A 16299-nucleotide genomic window follows, 5' to 3' on the forward strand; every position below is an offset into this window, starting at 1 on the left:
CGACGGTAACACCAGCATCTGGCGAGATATAAGCAATCGCCGTTCCACTTCTTGGTGCGCAATCAAAGGGCCAGCTTTCATGCACCTTTCAGTCGAAAGTCTAGTTGCCAGCGGCGGGCGGAACCCCGCCATCCGACGGAAACCGGCGGAAATCCCCCCAGGGCCGAGGCGGTTTTCCGCCAGCCGGAGTCGGTAGTCGACTATTCTTTGCGCGCCTTTTCATCGGAGCCCGTCGTGATCCGTTGCTGTCTTCCCCGAGTGGTCGGCTGAGATGCCTGCCCTGCCCGCCTCCGACCTGCCCGGCTGCTGCACGCCGCCCGAGCCGCTGCCACCCCTGGCTGTCGAGCTCGAAGCCCTGGCCCTGCGGCACTGCCGCTTCGATCCCGCCCAGGTGAGCTTCGAGCGCGACGCCCTGCGCCTCGGCGCCCTGCCGCCGGACAACATCCGTCGCGCCGTGGCCAAGCGCCAGGCCGAATACCTGGCCGGTCGTCTCTGCGCCCGCGAGGCGCTGCGCCAGTTGAGCGGCACCGCCGTCGTCCCCGGCCATCGCACTACGGACCGTGGGCCCGCCTGGCCTTCCGGCTGGGTCGGTGCGATCACCCATAGCCATGGCTGGGCAGCCGCCGTGGTGGGCAAGGCAGGGGACTACCTGGGCCTTGGTCTGGACGTGGAAACCCTGCTCGAACCGGACAAGGCCCTGCGCCTGGCCGAGCAGATCCTCACCCCGACCGAACGGGAACGGCTGCAGTCGCTGGACGAAGGGCAGCAGGCCTTTGCCATCACCCTGGCCTTTTCCGCCAAGGAGAGTCTGTTCAAGGCGCTGCATCCCCAGGTCGGGCAGATGTTCTTCTTCCAGGACGCCGAGATCCTCGCCATGGATCCTGGCGGCAGCTTCGATCTCCGGCTGCTGATCGAGCTGTCGCCGCGCTGGTCCGCCGGGACCGCGCTACGCGGTCACTTCCGCCTGGACGAAGAAGATCGGCTGTTGACGCTGGTCGCGCCTCGTCACTGAGTGACGCTATATAGAGGAAGCCTGCGCTGGTCGATCAGGCGCACGGACGCCGGCCGGGGCAGAACGTCGCAGCGGGCATCGAACGTTTTCTTATGGTGGAGAGGGTGCTCATAGCGAACCGGTATATCCCTTGCCGCTTACGTCTCACCACACCCGTCGTGTTGTACGTTATTTGACCACTTCGCTCTGAGCCCAGCCTTCACGCGCGCTGGCCAGGTACCACCCCCAGGATACCCCCCAGTCCCGAACAGCTTATCCACGTCTTATCCACAGCCGAAAACGTGATAAACGCGACATCTAGTGGCCCTTGCACCCCTACACCACCATATATAGCAGTTCGTCGGTATGACCCGGGACGGCGAAACACCCCTCTGTCAAGACTGTCTTCCCTAGCGAGGAGGGCTTATCCTGTTGCCCGAATGATGAATTTCCAGGGTCCCTGACCCCGAACGTCGATTCCCTCGGGAATCGGCGGCAGTACGGCTTTTCGTTGGAATCTTCAGGGGTAAGGACGCGATCGGCAGTCGTCGCGCAGGCCCAGACCAACACTTTTCCGGATCGCCGGCTCGCCGACGATCCCCTCTTTCCGATCAAGGGAGTTCCGCATGCACACCGACCTGACCCGCGAGCAAGCCCAGCAGGGCCGCCCGGCGCAAGATGACAGCCAGGACCTGGGCGCCACCGCCCCCGGTCAACTGCGCGTCATCAAGCGCAACGGTACCGTCGTCCCCTATACCGACGACAAGATCACCGTGGCCATCAGCAAGGCTTTCCTCGCCGTGGAAGGCGGTAACGCCGCGGCCTCCTCGCGCATCCACACCACCGTCAAGCAGCTCACCGACCAGGTCAGCAGCACCTTCAAGCGCCGCATGCCATCCGGTGGCACCATCCACATCGAAGAGATCCAGGACCAGGTCGAACTGGCCCTGATGCGCGCCGGCGAGCAGAAGGTCGCCCGCAGCTACGTGATCTACCGTGAAGCCCGCAGCCAGGAGCGCAAGCAGGGCGCCGTCAGCGACATCGCCGAGCCGCACCCGAGCATTCGCGTCACCAAGGCCGACGGCACCACCCAGCCGCTGGACATGGGCCGCCTGAACACCATCATCACCGAAGCCTGCGAAGGCCTCGAAGAGGTGAACGGCGAGCTGATCCAGAAGGAGACGCTGAAGAACCTGTACGACGGCGTGGCCGAGAAGGACGTCAACACCGCCCTGGTGATGACCTCCCGTACCCTGGTCGAGCGTGAGCCGAACTATTCCTACGTCACCGCCCGCCTGCTGCTGGACAGCCTGCGCGCCGAAGGTCTGAGCTTCCTCGGCGTCGCCGAGTCCGCCACCCATCACGAGATGGCCGACCTCTACGCCAAGGCCCTGCCCGCCTACGTCGCCAAGGGCGTGGAGCTGGAGCTGCTGGACCCGAAACTGGCCAGCTTCGACCTGGAGCGCCTGGGCGCCGCCATCGATCACGAGCGCGACCAGCAGTTCACCTACCTGGGTCTGCAGACCCTGTACGACCGCTACTTCCTGCACAGCCACGGCACCCGCTTCGAGCTGCCGCAGCTGTTCTTCATGCGCGTGGCCATGGGCCTGGCGCACATGGAGAAAGATAAAGAAGCCCGCGCCATCGAGTTCTACAACCTGCTGGCCAGCTTCGACTACATGGCGTCCACCCCGACCCTGTTCAACGCCGGCACCCTGCGGCCGCAGCTGTCCAGCTGCTATCTGACCACCGTGCCCGACGACCTGTCCGGCATCTATGGCGCCATCCACGATAACGCCATGCTGTCGAAGTTCGCCGGCGGCCTGGGCAATGACTGGACCCCGGTGCGCGCCCTGGGCTCCTACATCAAGGGCACCAACGGCAAGAGCCAGGGCGTCGTGCCCTTCCTCAAGGTGGTCAACGACACCGCCGTGGCGGTCAACCAGGGCGGCAAGCGCAAGGGCGCGGTCTGCGCCTACCTGGAAACCTGGCACCTGGACATCGAGGAATTCCTCGAACTGCGCAAGAACACCGGTGACGACCGTCGGCGTACCCACGACATGAACACCGCCAACTGGATCCCCGACCTGTTCATGAAGCGTGTCTTCGAGGATGGCAACTGGACCCTGTTCTCCCCCGCCGACGTGCCCGATCTGCACGACCTCTACGGCAAGGCCTTCGAAGAGCGCTACGAGTACTACGAAGCCCTGACCGAGTACGGCAAGCTCAAGCTGCACAAGACCATCAAGGCCAAGGACCTCTGGCGCAAGATGCTGTCCATGCTGTTCGAGACCGGCCACCCGTGGCTGACCTTCAAGGACCCGTGCAACCTGCGCAGCCCGCAGCAGCACGTGGGCGTGGTGCACAGCTCCAACCTTTGCACCGAGATCACCCTGAACACCAACAAGGACGAGATCGCCGTGTGCAACCTGGGTTCGGTGAACCTGGTGAACCACATCGTCGACGGCAAGCTGGACGTGGCCAAGGTCGCCCGCACCGTCAAGACCGCCGTGCGCATGCTCGACAACGTCATCGACATCAACTACTACTCGGTGCCCCAGGCGGAGAACTCCAACCTCAAGCACCGTCCGGTCGGCATGGGCATCATGGGCTTCCAGGATGCGCTGTACCTGCAGCACATCGCCTACGGCTCGGATGCCGCCGTGCAGTTCGCCGACACCTCCATGGAAGTGATCAGCTACTACGCCATCCAGGCCTCCTGTGACCTGGCCGAAGAGCGTGGCAGCTACTCCAGCTTCCAGGGTTCGCTGTGGTCCCAGGGCATCCTGCCGATCGATTCCGAGAAGCGCCTGATCGAAGAGCGCGGTGCCAAGTACATCGAGGTCGACCTGTCCGAGACCCTGGACTGGGCCCCGCTGCGCGAGCGTGCCAAGAAGGGCATCCGCAATTCCAACATCATGGCCATCGCACCGACCGCGACCATCGCCAACATCACCGGCGTGTCCCAGTCGATCGAGCCGACCTACCAGAACCTCTATGTGAAGTCGAACCTCTCAGGCGAATTCACCGTCATCAACCCCTACCTGGTACGCGACCTCAAGGCCCGCGGCCTGTGGGACTCGGTGATGGTCAACGACCTCAAGTACTACGACGGCTCCGTGCAGCAGATCGAGCGCATCCCGCAGGATCTGAAGGACCTGTACGCCACCGCCTTCGAAGTGGAGACCAAGTGGATCGTCGAGGCCGCCAGCCGTCGCCAGAAGTGGATCGACCAGGCCCAGTCGCTGAACCTGTACATCGCCGGCGCCTCGGGCAAGAAGCTCGACGTGACCTACCGCATGGCCTGGTTCCGCGGTCTGAAGACCACCTACTACCTCCGTGCCCTGGCCGCCACCAGCACCGAGAAGTCCACCATCAACACCGGCAAGCTGAACGCCGTGAGCGCCGATCCCATCACCGGCGTCCAGGCCAGCGCGGCTCCCGCCCCGGCGCAGAAGTTCGAAGCGGCGCCCGCCGCGGCACCGGCTCCGGTGCCCAAGGCCTGCAGCCTCGACGATCCCGAGTGTGAAGCCTGCCAGTAAAGTAAGCGCCCGCCAGAATCTGGCGGGCATAAAAAAGCCCGGATCTAGCGCCAACTAGATCCGGGCTCGATCTCCCACAGGGCGTTTGCGTCGCTCAACGGGAGGCTGGATCCATTCAGATCCATAGGAGGGGCGCATGATCCCCATCTGGACGGACCGGTGTCAAGGGACGCTATGCGAGAATGCGCCATGGCTAGAAAGTCTGGTGGCCAAAAAATTGGCCGTAATGCAGGTAACGGCCGTTTCACAACCGTTGAGAAAGCTCGGAATAATCCGAAGACTCACGTAGTAGAAACGGTCAAGAAGCCACAGTAGAGAACAGCCCAAGAGCGATGAGCTCTTGGGCTTTCTGCAAAGCCAGACAGCGCCCAAAGAATTCCTTTCTGCGTGCAACGACACGCATATCAATAGATCGGCCTGCTAAGGCCCGCCAGGAGACACCCCATGCTGAACTGGGAAGAATTCGACAAAGACGACGACACCGCCACCGCCAAGCCCGCGCAGGCCGCCGGCCAGCAGGCGCCCGCTCAGACCGAGCGCCTGGACTCCGAGGGCGACGCTCTGGTCCATGACGCCCGTGCCCCATCCGCCGACGACTCCGACGCCGTGGCACGCGCCAAGGCCGCGCTGAACGAGCTGGACATCCAGGAAGGCCTGGACGACCTGGAAGGCTCCTCCGCGCGCGTGCACGTCGGCGACAAGCAGATGATCAACGCCCGCGCCGACCTCAACCAGCTCGTACCCTTCAAGTACGACTGGGCCTGGCAGAAGTATCTGGATGGTTGCGCCAACCACTGGATGCCCCAGGAAGTGAACATGAACGCCGACATCGCAACCTGGAAGAGCGCAGACGGCCTCACTGAGGACGAGCGCCGCATCGTCAAGCGCAACCTCGGCTTCTTCTCCACCGCCGACTCCCTGGTCGCCAACAACCTGGTACTGGCCGTCTACCGCCTGATCACCAACCCCGAATGCCGCCAGTACATCCTGCGCCAGGCCTTCGAAGAGGCGATCCACACCCACGCCTACCAGTACTGCATCGAGTCGCTGGGCATGGATGAAGGCGAGATCTTCAACATGTACCACGAGATCCCGAGCGTCGCGAAAAAGGCCAGCTGGGGCTTGAAGTACACCCGCTCCATCTCCGACCCCGAGTTCAAGACCGGCACCCCGGAGACCGATCGCCAGTTCCTCAAGAACCTGATCGCCTACTACTGCGTACTGGAAGGCATCTTCTTCTATTGCGGCTTCACCCAGATCCTTTCCATGGGTCGCCGCAACAAGATGACCGGCACCGCCGAGCAGTTCCAGTACATCCTGCGTGACGAGTCCATGCACCTGAACTTCGGCATCGACATGATCAACCAGATCAAGATCGAGAATCCGAGCCTCTGGGATGCCCAGATGAAGGACGAAGCCACCCAGATGATCCTCCAGGGCACCCAACTGGAGATCGAATACGCCCGCGACACCATGCCCCGCGGCGTGCTGGGCATGAACGCGGCGATGATGGAGGACTACCTCAAGTTCATCGCCAACCGCCGCCTGACCCAGATCGGCCTCAAGGAAGAGTACCCGGGCGCTACCAACCCCTTCCCCTGGATGAGCGAGATCATGGACCTCAAGAAGGAGAAGAACTTCTTCGAGACCCGCGTGATCGAGTATCAGACCGGTGGGGCGTTGAGTTGGGATTGATGTGACGCGCATCACAGAGTAGATTGACCTGACACCTGCCATGGATGTTGGGATGAAAAAGCCCCGCCTATGCGGGGCTTTTTTTAGGAGAAAAAAATGAGCACAAGTGGACTTATACTTTCTTACCCAGAAGGCAACAAAGAGATAAGAACCATCTATCGCGATGGCGAAGTATTATTTTGTTTGGCTGACGTAGTAGCTTTACTTGCCGAGCAAAATACAACATTAGCTCAGGATGGAAAGAAAATAGGACTTGCCGGACTAACAAAGGCGCTACTTGACGCTCTTGATAGCGATGAAAAGCATTCTATTACAGAGATTGAACTGAGCAACCCTAAGGACGCTCAATTCGTCACGCAACCGGGGCTATTCAGAATTATTCTTAGAGACAATAGTCCCGCTTGCAAAAAATTCCAACGCTGGGTTTTCCACGAAGTACTTCCGTCTATACAGCGCTATGGAACTTACCCTCCTCCTGCTGTGCCTCAAGGCTCTGAGGTAAAAAAGGCGGTAATGCTACTTCTCGACGAGATAGAAGAAAGAGAAAGATTAGAGCGAGAGACGAAAGAGCGCTTTTTAATAACAGAAAAGAAGCTCAACGAGCTAAGTCAAAGACTTGTCGCGTCAACGCCTACGAGCGGGCCAAGCCTCAGCTATTTCACTATATCTGAATATTGCCAGTCCCAAAAAATCGATCACGCCAATTCACAACTATTTCAGGGGTGGTGCATAAAAATTTGTGCTGAAGATGGCTACTACAGTCACAAGATCATCATCGAGGGCAAAGAAGAAATTTCTTTTCCAGAGCCTGTATTACTTAAAGCCAGATCTATGATATTTAACACACCACACGACAGCAAAAACTTTTGAGCCAAAAATAGCCTAGCCGCCAATAGGGTGTACGACCATAATTAACCCATCTACGGCGCCGACCCTAAGTACTTTCTACTATTTAGACCAACACTACTCTCAATTCGAAGATAGGCTCCTCTGTTTTCTACGCTACAAACTTTAGCGGCATTACCAATCAAGGACGACCCAATGCCCCGTTGGACAGACCAACCGGCTACCGACACGGATGCCTTCTTCGACTTCATCCTCAAGTTCTCCGGCACCTTCCTGCGGCGTCATGCTTCGCTGCTGGCCAAGGGGTTGCCGCCGGCCCTCGGCTTCGGGATGTTCCTGGCCTATTTCGCGCGTAATCACTTCTATCCCAGCTTCGATCTCTTCCAATTCTCGTCGCTGCTGCTGGCCGCTGCCTGCCTGGGCTTCCTAACAATCGGCGCCTTCGTTGCCGCGCTGTTCCTGCCTGGGGCCTGGGTCTATTACCGCTTTATCAATACGGCGGCGATCAAGGAAGACATCACCTACGCCCTGCCCTATCGCGGCGAGGGGCGCTTTCGCAAGATCATGCTGTTGATGGCGCTGGTGTTCTTCGTGCCCTATCTGCTGGCGGGGTTCAGCGATGCGGCCATTCTCTTCGTCGATCCCGAGCTATTCACCAGCATTGCCTTGCTAGCGCCCATCCCCATCACGCTACTGGCGGGCATGACCGTACAGGGGCTGTTCGACTTGCGTCGCTTCAGCTTCCTGAAGTTCGTCTGGGAGGCTTACCTGTCGACGATGGTCGTCGGCCTGTTTATCGTCTGGATGCTGGCCCAGGCCTATCCGCTGGTAAGCGATTGGCAGCCGCTGTTCAAGTGGGGCGCTCTGGCCATCGCTCCCTTCATCATTGCCTTCGTCACGACCATGACCTCCATGCTGTTCATCGCTGGCTGGAAGGCGGCGATGATGTTTTCGTTGTTCTTCGCCCTCTTCCTAGCCGGCTATAGCGGTGTGCTCACCACCCTCCCCGAGACCATGGTCAAGACGCTGGGCCTGGGTAACTACCAGGCCAAGGCGATCGTGCTCGATACCTCCTATTGCGCCAAGGAGCAGGCCAGGGTGCTGCCTACCGATGACCAGTGCGTGCTCAAGGACGTGCAGGTGGTCTGGTCGCTGGGCGAGGCCTTCGTGCTGCGGCTGGCGGATGGCAGCACGGCGCGGTTGCCGGCATCGGCGATTCGCACGTTGGTGAAACCCCAGTAACGGACGGTCCGCCTGGGCCAGCCTCAGGTCTGGTTTGAATTAGGTTTATCGGCCCATCATCATGGCGCGCAATCCTTTGCCTCAAGCCCGCGCCTGCCGTGTCGATAAGACTGCGGTGCGGCTCCGCCTTGGCAGGTGCTCGCCCCCGGCAGGGAGCGCCCTTCTCGTATCCAGACAGGTCCGATTCGCCCATGGCACTCGATGCACCCACCATGCTGACCCTTACCATCGCCCTGGCGGCTGCCGCGGCGGGCTACCTGGCCATCGAGTGGCGGTCGGTGCGCGAGTCGGCGCTGCTGTACTGGAGCTCGGGTTTCGCCCTCATTTGCGTGGGTAGCACCCTGGCGCTGCTGCGTAGCCAGGGGCTGCTGCTGGTGGGCATCTGGTTCGCCAACGGGCTGCTGATCTTGGTGCATGGCCTCTTCCTGCTTGGCGTGGCACGCTTCACCGGGCGGCGCCTGAGTCTGGGCTGGTGGGCCTTCGCGGCGATCTGGCTAGGGATGTTGCTGCTGCCCAATGAGCCCTGGTGGTCCAAGGTACTGCTGGTGGTGCAGTCGCTCATGATCGGCATCCTGGCGATACGGGCGAGCCTGCTGCTGCGCCGGCGCAATGCCGGAGAGCGGCAGCTGCGCGCGGTGCTGCTGATCCATGGACTCTTCTACCTGATCAAGATGATCCCACCGCTCACCCCCGGCGCCCTGATCGATCTGGCGGTCTATCGCGGCGTCATCATCCAGGTCTCGCTGGTCGAGGGGGTGATGGCAGTGATGCTGATCGCCCTGTCGATGACCGGCACGGTGCGTTATCGCCGCGAGCAGCATATCGAGCGCCTGGCCGGCAGCGATCCCCTGACCGGTCTGCATAATCGCCGCGCCCTGGAAGCCGAGGCTCCGCGACTGTTCGGCCAGGCGACCCCGGCCCGACCCGGCGCCCTGCTGCTGATCGATCTGGACAACTTCAAGCTGGTGAACGACCTCCATGGCCACGCCGCGGGTGACGGCCTGCTGATCGCCCTGAGCGACCTGCTGCGCACCTCCCTGCCCCGCCAGGCCCTGGCCGCCCGACTGGGGGGTGATGAATTCGTGGTGCTGCTGGGCGAGGCGGCTGATGCGGATGTCGTGCGTTTGGCAGACACCCTGCGCCAGCGCTTCAACCAGCTGGCGGCGCAGCGCCTGCGGACGCCCGAGCCCGTCACCCTGAGTATCGGCGCCGTACTGTTCGATCAACCGCCGGAAAGTCTGGCGGCCTTGCTGGAGCGCGGGGACGGTGCCCTCTATGAGGCCAAGCGCGGCGGGCGGGATGGCTTGCGGATGAGCCTGGGATGAAGGCGCGCTAATGGCTTAGGCTTGGGCGATTGCCTGACCGGAGCCACCATGCCCATCGCCCTCGAATCCCCCGACCAACCCGAGGTGATCGCCCTGATCGCCGAACTGGATGCCTACCAGGACGACCTCTATCCGCCCGAGAGTCGTCATGCCCTGGATCTGACGTCGCTCATGCAGCCGAACGTGCTGTTCCTGGTCGCCCGGGATGACAGCGGCAGTGCCCTGGGCTGTGGGGCCATGGTGCTGCATGAGGGCTATGGCGAGATCAAGCGGATGTATGTGAGCCCCAGGGGTCGCGGGCAGGGGCTGGGTGGTCACCTGCTGGCGGAACTGGAGCGTGAAGCGGCAGGCCGTGGGTGTGAGTTGGCGCGACTGGAAACAGGGCCCTATCAGCCGGAGGCCGTGCGGCTCTATGAGACGGCGGGTTACCAGCGGCGTGGTCCTTTTGGAGCGTATCGGGACGATGCGTTGAGTGTGTTTATGGAGAAGCGGTTGGAGGCGTAGATACCGTCTTCGCCCCTCAGTGTGCAATCGCTAAAGCAGGATCGAAAGGCTTGCCCGATTTGAGCACGCCATAGGCGATGGTCAGCAGCTTGCGCATGGCGGCACAGACGGTTTGTTTACCTTTCTTCCCCCTGGTTTTCAGACGCTCGGCTTGCGCCTTGATAGCCGGGTTGTAGGTCAGCGCCACGACGGCGGGTAGGTATAGCGCACTTCGTAAGCGGACCGATCCCATGCGCGAGATGCCGGTATGGCCGCGGTAAAGACCTGATTCCTGTAGGCGTGGGTTCAAACCGGCAAAGGCGGTCACGGCGCGGGCATCGGCGAAGCGACCGATATCGCCGAGCTCCGCCAGGATCAGGGCGGCGGTCTTGTCGGCGATGCCGTCTATGCTCACCAGCAGATCACGTTTGCCGCGCAGGTCCGGGTCATCGTCGATATGCCGTTTGATCTGTTCGAGCGTCCAGGCGATCTGCTCATCGAGCCGCTGCACGACCGCCTGGATCGAGTTTTGGACTTTTTCCGGGCTGACCTCGAGCCGATTGAGCTCCATCTGCCGTAGCGATTGGAGATCCTCCAGGCGCCGGGTCAGCGCGCGAAGCGTGCGGATGGACACAGGCTCCGGGTGCCAGGCCCGCAGGCTGTCTTCATGCCGCTGGCCATAGGTGGCGATCAGCTTGGCGTCGAGTTTGTCCGTCTTGCTGCGCTGCAACTGGCTTTGCGCATAGCGAGCGATCTGTGCCGGATTGAGCACGGCGATTCGGTAGCCCAGCGCATGGAAATGCTCGGCGAGCGCTTCGTGATAGGTGCCTGTGGCCTCCATCACGATCCAAGCGCCTGGCTCGGCATGCTGTTGCAGCCAGTCGGCAAAGACCGCGAAGCCTGACGGATCATTGCTCAGCCTGCCCTTGGTCCGGTGCTTGCCATTGGATTGCAGGATCGCCAGATCGAAGCTGCGCTTGGCGATATCAACACCGATTACGGCCATGATGTCTCCTCCTTCAGATGCGACACGATCACGTCATCCCGTCCAACCTTGTGCAATACGAGCTCTGGAGGCTCTAGATACCGTTCGGACTCGGGGATGGGTGTGGAGGAGGCGGCCTATCTACGTTGCAAGCTCAAAGGCTTAAGGGTGGACACGGCCTGCCATCCTCCCCCGATGATCAGTCGGGGACTATGCCCCCCTAAGGAGGCTGTCGTCGAGATACAAGGGTGGACAACGCGAAGCTTGTCCGCGCGGGAGTTTTGGGGTCGTGCGTCGGTGGCGCCGGTGGAAAAGGCTGCGCCGTTTTCCACGCTACGGGTTGAGCTATCGTTTCTGTCTCTGCTCAAGGAAGAGCTGCCATGTCTCGATTTCGTCGTGCCCGTGTTTCGGGGGCTTCCTATTTTTTCACCGTTGTCCTGGCGGATCGGCGTAGCGATCTGCTGACGCGCCATATTGATCTGCTCCGCGAGACCGTGCGGGCAACGCAGTTGCGCCATCCCTTTCATATCAATGCCTGGGTCACCCTCCCCGATCATCTGCATTGCATCTGGACCCTACCGCAGGACGATGCGAATTTCGCCTTGCGCTGGAAGGTGATCAAGTTCGGTTTCTCCAAGCGGCTGCCGGTAGGTGAATGGCGTACGGCGACGCAAAGGGCCCGGGGTGAACGTGGGATATGGCAGCGTCGATATTGGGAGCACCTGATAAGAGACGAGCAGGATTACCAGCGTCATGTGGAATACATCCACTTCAATCCGGTCAAGCATGGCCACGTTGGCGCAGTGAAGGACTGGCCTTATTCGAGTTTCCATCGAGCGGTGCGGGAAGGGCTCTATCCGCAGGATTGGGGTGGAGACTTCGCGGTAGAGACAGGAGGTTGGGGGGAATAGCGCCGTAGGGGGGACGACGCGCAGCTTGTCCACGCGGGATCACGCCTTGGAGGCGCCGGTGGAAAAGGCTGGCGCCGTCATCCACGCTACGGGGCGAACTCCGCTAACAGGAATTCCACGAAGCTCCTCACTGTCACCGAGCGCCATCTCGTCTGGGGATAGAGCGCGGTCAGGGGGCGGGTGAGTTCCTGGCCCTGGAAGAGGCGGACCAGATTGCCGGCGGCGACGTCGTCCTGCAGCAGGAAGGCCGGCTGCAGGATGATGCCGAGGCCCTGCAAGGCGGCCAGGCGCAGGGCGGGGCCGTTGCTGAGGTGCAGGCGGCCGGGTGGCAGCGGGCCGAAGGGGGTGCCGGTCTGGGCGCGCCACTGGCTCAGGGCGCGAGGGTCCATGCCCAGGCAGTCGTGGGCCTCCAGATCGGCCAGTCGCTCGGGCGTGCCGCGCTGGGCGAGATAGCCGGGCGCGGCGCAGCACCACATCACATAGGGCGCCAGGGGTCGCGCCACCAGGGAGGAGTCGGCCAGTTCACCGATGCGGATGGCGATGTCGATGCCCTCCTCCACCAGATCCTGGACCCGGTCGCTCAGCACCAGATCGAGGGTGACCTGGGGCTGCCGCGCCAGATAGTCGCCGAGTCGTGGCGTGAGGCCGTAGGTACCGAAAGACACCGGCGCCGAGACGCGCAGGATGCCGGCGGGTGCCAGGCGCTGGGTTTCGGCCTGGCGGTCGGTGTCGGCGATCAGGGCGAGGATCTCGCGGCAGCGGGCGTAGTAGCCCTCGCCAAAGGCGGTCAGGCGCTGGCGCCGGGTGGTGCGTACCAGCAGTTGCAGGCCCAGGCGCTTTTCCAGGCCGCGCAGGTGATTGCCGGCCATGGTCGGCGAGATGCCCTGGGCCTGGGCCGCCGCGGCCAGGCTGCCGCGCTCCACCACGGCGACGAACACCTGCATGCTGTCGAGCAGATCCATTCCACACTCCTGCTAAGGAATCCTCGCACTGGGACGGCGTTTATCTCATTTGGGTGGTGGGTGAGGCTAGGGGCGTGGATGAGGTGGCGCCGTGTTGGGCTTCGCCGCGCTCAGCCAACCGCGTGGAAAAGGCTGCGCCGTTTTCCACCCTACGACCCTGAAGTGGAGAATCGATCATGGATCTGCAACTGCACGACCGTACTGCCCTGGTGACCGGCGCCAGCATGGGCATAGGCACTGGCATCGCCCGCGTCCTGGCGGCCGAAGGCGTTCGGCTGGCGATCACCGCGCGGCGGCGGGACGCCCTGGAGGACCTGGCCGAGGAGATTGCCGCGGCGGGTCATGCCCGGCCGCTGGTGATCGTGGCGGATATCACCGACGCCGAAGACGTCCAGCGCCTGGCACGGGAAGCGGAGGAAGGGCTGGGCCGGGTGGATATCCTGGTCAATAACGCCGGCGGCACACGACCGCTTTCAGTGATGGCGGACGATGCGGCCTGGGACGAAGCCTGGAATCTCAACTTCACCGCCACGCGTCGCCTGACCCAGGCGCTGCTGGGTGGAATGCGCGAAAGGCGTTGGGGACGCATCGTCAATTTCAGCGGCAGCATGGAGCCACGGGACGTGAACGGCGCCGGGACGGCCAAGGCGGCGATCCAGTTCTGGTCCAAGGGGCTGGCGAGTCAGCTGGCGGTCGAGGGCATCACGGTCAACACCATCGCCCCGGGGCGGATCAATTCCGAGCAGATCCTGCAGCGGCTGCATCCGACGCCCGAGGCGCGCCAGGCCTTTATCGCCCGGCACATTCCCATCGGCTATTTCGGCGAGCCGGAAGACGTGGGCCAGGTGGTGGCCTTTCTCGCCTCACCGCTGGCGCGCTACCTCACCGGCGATGTCATCGCAGTGGATGGTGGGATGCATGCCCATGCCCACTAGCGCCTGACGCAGACGAACAGCGCATTACCCGCCTCGCCGGCCCAGGGTTCGATGCGCTGGTAGTCGTGCTCCAGCACCTGCACATCGAACTGCGGCTCCAGCAGGGCCAGCAGTTCGGGGAAGTCCACCGCCACCATGGGGTGTTCGTCCTGCCAGGTCTGCTGCGCGCCGGCGTGGCGGCGTTCGATGCGCAGGCGGAGTTGCTGGTGTTCGCCCTCGCCCGGGTAGTGCCAGGCGGAGGCGAAGCTGAAGTGGCCATCGGCCCGTTCGACGCTGTGGCCGACGCTGGAGGCATTGTCGATGCGGCGCTTGTCGACGGCGTTGAAGCAGAACAGGCCGCCAGGAGTCAGGGCCGCCCGGACCCGCGTCAGGCACGCCTGGAGCCGTGCAAGGCTGCCGCTGTAGTGCAGGGAGTAGAGAAAGCAGGTGATCAGATCGGCCGGCCGCTCCAGCTCGAAGGCGCACATGTCCTGGCAGGAGAATTCGGCCTCGGGGCAACGCAGCGCGGCCTGAGCCAGCATCGGCGGATTGAGGTCCAGCCCGCTGCTCTGGAAGCCGGCATCGAGGAAGTGCCGCAGATGGGGGCCGGTGCCGCAGGCGAGGTCGAGATGACGACTGCCACCGTTGCCGAACAGTCGCTGCAGGCGCAGCACCGCCTGGCTCTGGGCCCGGTAGTCGATGTCGGCGCAGAGCAGGTCGTAGTAGGCCGACAGGTCGGTGTAGAGGGCGGTGGCGGACATCGCAGGGGCTCGGGGCTGGAGACGCGGGCGCGCATCTTAGTCGGTTTCTGCAAGCTTCGACGCCTTATACTGGCGGTTTTCCCGAGAGTCCCTGACGTGAGCAACAAGAGATACGCCTGCATCGGCCTGAGCAACCCCAAGTCGCCGTCCAACGTCGGGTCCATCATGAGGGCGGCGGGCTGCTACGGGGTGGCCTCGGTGTTCTATACCGGCACCCGCTACGACCGCGCCAAGGACTTCGTCACCGACACCAAGAAGGTCCACCAGGACATTCCGCTGATCAACATCGACGACCTGCGCCGCATCCTGCCGCTAGGGTGTGTACCGGTGGCGGTGGAGCTGGTCGATGGCGCCCGGCCGCTGCCCGAATACACCCATCCCGATCGCGCGCTCTATCTGTTCGGCTCGGAGGACGGTTCGCTGAGCCAGGAGCTGCGCGACTGGTGCGAGGACGTGGTGTACATCCCCACCCAGGGCTGCATGAATCTGGCGGCCACGGTCAATGTGGTGCTCTATGACCGCCTGGCGAAGGGCAATAACACCCGCTCCGGTCCGCTGTTCTAGGAGCCTATTCAAAGCTTGCTGCGCGTCGGCCAAACTGCGTTGAAAAGGCCCTGGGCGGCCCCGTCGCAATGCTCATTTACCATTCGTAAACTCGAGCGCGAGTCCGACCCGCTTCCTCAGCTATTTTCGCGGGGCCGCCTAGGCCTTGTTTGTCTCTCGCTCGCGAGGCTTTGAACAGGCTCTAACCCCTTTCAGCCAAACCCTTGGGTCGGCCGGCGCAAGACCGGATCGAAGGGGTTGATGCGCGCGGCGATCACCCCGGCTTCGCGCCTGAGCAGTTCGATCACCGTGGGCAGGCGCTGGGGGTTGAGGCGTTCGCTCAGGGTGCCCACGCTCAGCGCCGCCACCGCCCGGCCATTGCGGTCGAGGATAGGTACGGCGAGGCCCGCCATGCCGGCCAGCACCCCGGTGTTGCGCGCGGCGTAGCCCTGTTGGCGGACGTTGTCGATTTCGGCGCGCAGCAGCACCTCATCGTAATGATGGGCATCGCGCAGCCGCGGCAGGTTGTAGCGGATCACCTCGTCGCGCTCTTCCTCGGGCAGGAAGGCCAGGATCGCCAGGGCGCCCTGGCCGCCGCCCAGGGGCACGCGACCGCCGATGTCGCCGGTGAAGGTGCGGATCGGATAGGGCCCTTCGCTGCGATCCAGGCACATGGCGTCGAAGCCGCTGCGCGCCAGCAGGAACAGCGAGTCACCCAGGGACGCCGACAGCCGCAGCAGACTCGGCCGCGCCAGGTCGCGCAGGTTGCCGACCTGGCCGGCGCGGGCCGCCAGGGCGAAGAAGTCCAGGCTCAGGCGGTATCTCTTGCTGCGGCCGCACTGCTCGACCATGCCCTCTTCCACCAGGCCCCGCAGCAGCCGGTGGGTGGTGGGTTGCGACAGGCCCACGCGCTCGGCGAGGCGGGTGACCTTTTCCCCCTCGGGATCACCCTCACCCAGGGCGCGCACCACGGCGAACACCCGGCTGATGGCGCCAACACCTACCTCACCTGCCGCTGTCTTTCTTTCACTGGAATCTTCCATCTACCGCGCTCCAAAATATTTCACTGAATGAATAAAACTGAAAAAAGAGTTCATTC

Annotated in this window: 14 protein-coding genes; 10 read left to right on the top strand and 4 right to left on the bottom strand. The window is 62.8% G+C overall.

The genetic code is table 11. The annotated features are described in order from the left end of the window. Positions 1–271: 271 nt before the first annotated feature. The 7 genes from AABM56_RS15895 (at position 272) to AABM56_RS15925 (ending at position 10145) form a co-directional block, all read left to right on the top strand. A complete protein-coding gene (locus AABM56_RS15895; RefSeq protein WP_347883481.1) occupies positions 272–1012 on the top strand; it encodes a 4'-phosphopantetheinyl transferase superfamily protein in 741 nt (246 codons plus the stop codon). A 605-nt stretch (positions 1013–1617) separates the two neighbouring features. Further along, positions 1618–4533, top strand: coding sequence for a ribonucleoside-diphosphate reductase subunit alpha (locus AABM56_RS15900; protein ID WP_133862494.1), 2916 nt, complete (start codon positions 1618–1620; stop codon positions 4531–4533). A gap of 444 nt (positions 4534–4977) precedes the next feature. After that, positions 4978–6228 (top strand): ribonucleotide-diphosphate reductase subunit beta, encoded by a 1251-nt coding sequence (locus AABM56_RS15905; RefSeq protein ID WP_183629036.1) that lies wholly within the window; start codon positions 4978–4980, stop codon positions 6226–6228. 96 nt (positions 6229–6324) lie between these two features. Beyond that, complete coding sequence (locus tag AABM56_RS15910; protein ID WP_158894026.1) at positions 6325–7098, top strand: BRO family protein; 774 nt, start codon at positions 6325–6327, stop codon at positions 7096–7098. Positions 7099–7269: 171 nt separating this feature from the next. Further along, a complete protein-coding gene (locus AABM56_RS15915) occupies positions 7270–8316 on the top strand; it encodes a hypothetical protein (protein ID WP_347883482.1) in 1047 nt (348 codons plus the stop codon). 191 nt (positions 8317–8507) lie between these two features. After that, positions 8508–9641 (top strand): GGDEF domain-containing protein, encoded by a 1134-nt coding sequence (locus tag AABM56_RS15920; RefSeq protein ID WP_347883483.1) that lies wholly within the window; start codon positions 8508–8510, stop codon positions 9639–9641. A 48-nt stretch (positions 9642–9689) separates the two neighbouring features. Beyond that, positions 9690–10145, top strand: a complete 456-nt coding sequence (locus AABM56_RS15925; RefSeq protein WP_347883484.1) for a GNAT family N-acetyltransferase — start codon at positions 9690–9692, stop codon at positions 10143–10145. A 16-nt stretch (positions 10146–10161) separates the two neighbouring features. Here AABM56_RS15925 and AABM56_RS15930 read toward each other — a convergent pair whose 3' ends face one another. After that, positions 10162–11130, bottom strand: coding sequence for an IS110 family transposase (locus tag AABM56_RS15930; protein WP_347883270.1), 969 nt, complete (start codon positions 11128–11130; stop codon positions 10162–10164). Positions 11131–11489: 359 nt separating this feature from the next. Here AABM56_RS15930 and AABM56_RS15935 point away from each other — a divergent pair, with 359 nt between their 5' ends. Beyond that, on the top strand, positions 11490–12020 hold the full coding sequence (locus AABM56_RS15935; RefSeq protein WP_208692100.1) for a transposase: 531 nt from the start codon (positions 11490–11492) through the stop codon (positions 12018–12020). A gap of 86 nt (positions 12021–12106) precedes the next feature. On the opposite strand, the gene AABM56_RS15940 is transcribed toward AABM56_RS15935, so the two are convergent. Continuing rightward, positions 12107–12982 carry a LysR family transcriptional regulator gene (locus tag AABM56_RS15940; protein ID WP_347883485.1) on the bottom strand — a complete coding sequence of 292 codons (876 nt, stop codon included), beginning with the start codon at positions 12980–12982 and terminating at the stop codon, positions 12107–12109. Between the two features lie 176 nt (positions 12983–13158). On the opposite strand from AABM56_RS15940, the gene AABM56_RS15945 reads away from it, so the two are divergent. After that, complete coding sequence (locus AABM56_RS15945; RefSeq protein WP_285386219.1) at positions 13159–13917, top strand: SDR family oxidoreductase; 759 nt, start codon at positions 13159–13161, stop codon at positions 13915–13917. Here the strand turns inward: AABM56_RS15945 and AABM56_RS15950 are convergent. Beyond that, positions 13914–14657 carry a class I SAM-dependent methyltransferase gene (locus AABM56_RS15950; protein WP_347883486.1) on the bottom strand — a complete coding sequence of 248 codons (744 nt, stop codon included), beginning with the start codon at positions 14655–14657 and terminating at the stop codon, positions 13914–13916. The two genes, AABM56_RS15945 and AABM56_RS15950, sit on opposite strands and share 4 nt — an antisense overlap. Positions 14658–14753: 96 nt before the next feature. Here AABM56_RS15950 and AABM56_RS15955 point away from each other — a divergent pair, with 96 nt between their 5' ends. Further along, positions 14754–15221, top strand: a complete 468-nt coding sequence (locus AABM56_RS15955) for an RNA methyltransferase (protein WP_059226744.1) — start codon at positions 14754–14756, stop codon at positions 15219–15221. A 191-nt stretch (positions 15222–15412) separates the two neighbouring features. On the opposite strand, the gene AABM56_RS15960 is transcribed toward AABM56_RS15955, so the two are convergent. Beyond that, the gene (locus AABM56_RS15960) at positions 15413–16243 is read right to left on the bottom strand and encodes an IclR family transcriptional regulator (RefSeq protein ID WP_347883487.1); all 831 of its coding nucleotides are present in this window, start codon (positions 16241–16243) and stop codon (positions 15413–15415) included. Between the last annotated feature and the right edge of the window lie 56 nt (positions 16244–16299).

The organism is Pseudomonas aestiva (assembly GCF_039908605.1).
Taxonomy (GTDB): domain Bacteria; phylum Pseudomonadota; class Gammaproteobacteria; order Pseudomonadales; family Pseudomonadaceae; genus Chryseomonas; species Chryseomonas aestiva.

Bases quoted from the DNA above. Each gene is read 5' to 3' on its own strand.
- AABM56_RS15895 (WP_347883481.1), top strand. From the start codon at position 272: ATGCCTGCCCTGCCCGCCTCCGACCTGCCCGGCTGCTGCACGCCGCCC.
- AABM56_RS15900 (WP_133862494.1), top strand. From the start codon at position 1,618: ATGCACACCGACCTGACCCGCGAGCAAGCCCAGCAGGGCCGCCCGGCG.
- AABM56_RS15905 (WP_183629036.1), top strand. From the start codon at position 4,978: ATGCTGAACTGGGAAGAATTCGACAAAGACGACGACACCGCCACCGCC.
- AABM56_RS15910 (WP_158894026.1), top strand. From the start codon at position 6,325: ATGAGCACAAGTGGACTTATACTTTCTTACCCAGAAGGCAACAAAGAG.
- AABM56_RS15915 (WP_347883482.1), top strand. From the start codon at position 7,270: ATGCCCCGTTGGACAGACCAACCGGCTACCGACACGGATGCCTTCTTC.
- AABM56_RS15920 (WP_347883483.1), top strand. From the start codon at position 8,508: ATGGCACTCGATGCACCCACCATGCTGACCCTTACCATCGCCCTGGCG.
- AABM56_RS15925 (WP_347883484.1), top strand. From the start codon at position 9,690: ATGCCCATCGCCCTCGAATCCCCCGACCAACCCGAGGTGATCGCCCTG.
- AABM56_RS15930 (WP_347883270.1), bottom strand. From the start codon at position 11,130: ATGGCCGTAATCGGTGTTGATATCGCCAAGCGCAGCTTCGATCTGGCG.
- AABM56_RS15935 (WP_208692100.1), top strand. From the start codon at position 11,490: ATGTCTCGATTTCGTCGTGCCCGTGTTTCGGGGGCTTCCTATTTTTTC.
- AABM56_RS15940 (WP_347883485.1), bottom strand. From the start codon at position 12,982: ATGGATCTGCTCGACAGCATGCAGGTGTTCGTCGCCGTGGTGGAGCGC.
- AABM56_RS15945 (WP_285386219.1), top strand. From the start codon at position 13,159: ATGGATCTGCAACTGCACGACCGTACTGCCCTGGTGACCGGCGCCAGC.
- AABM56_RS15950 (WP_347883486.1), bottom strand. From the start codon at position 14,657: ATGTCCGCCACCGCCCTCTACACCGACCTGTCGGCCTACTACGACCTG.
- AABM56_RS15960 (WP_347883487.1), bottom strand. From the start codon at position 16,243: ATGGAAGATTCCAGTGAAAGAAAGACAGCGGCAGGTGAGGTAGGTGTT.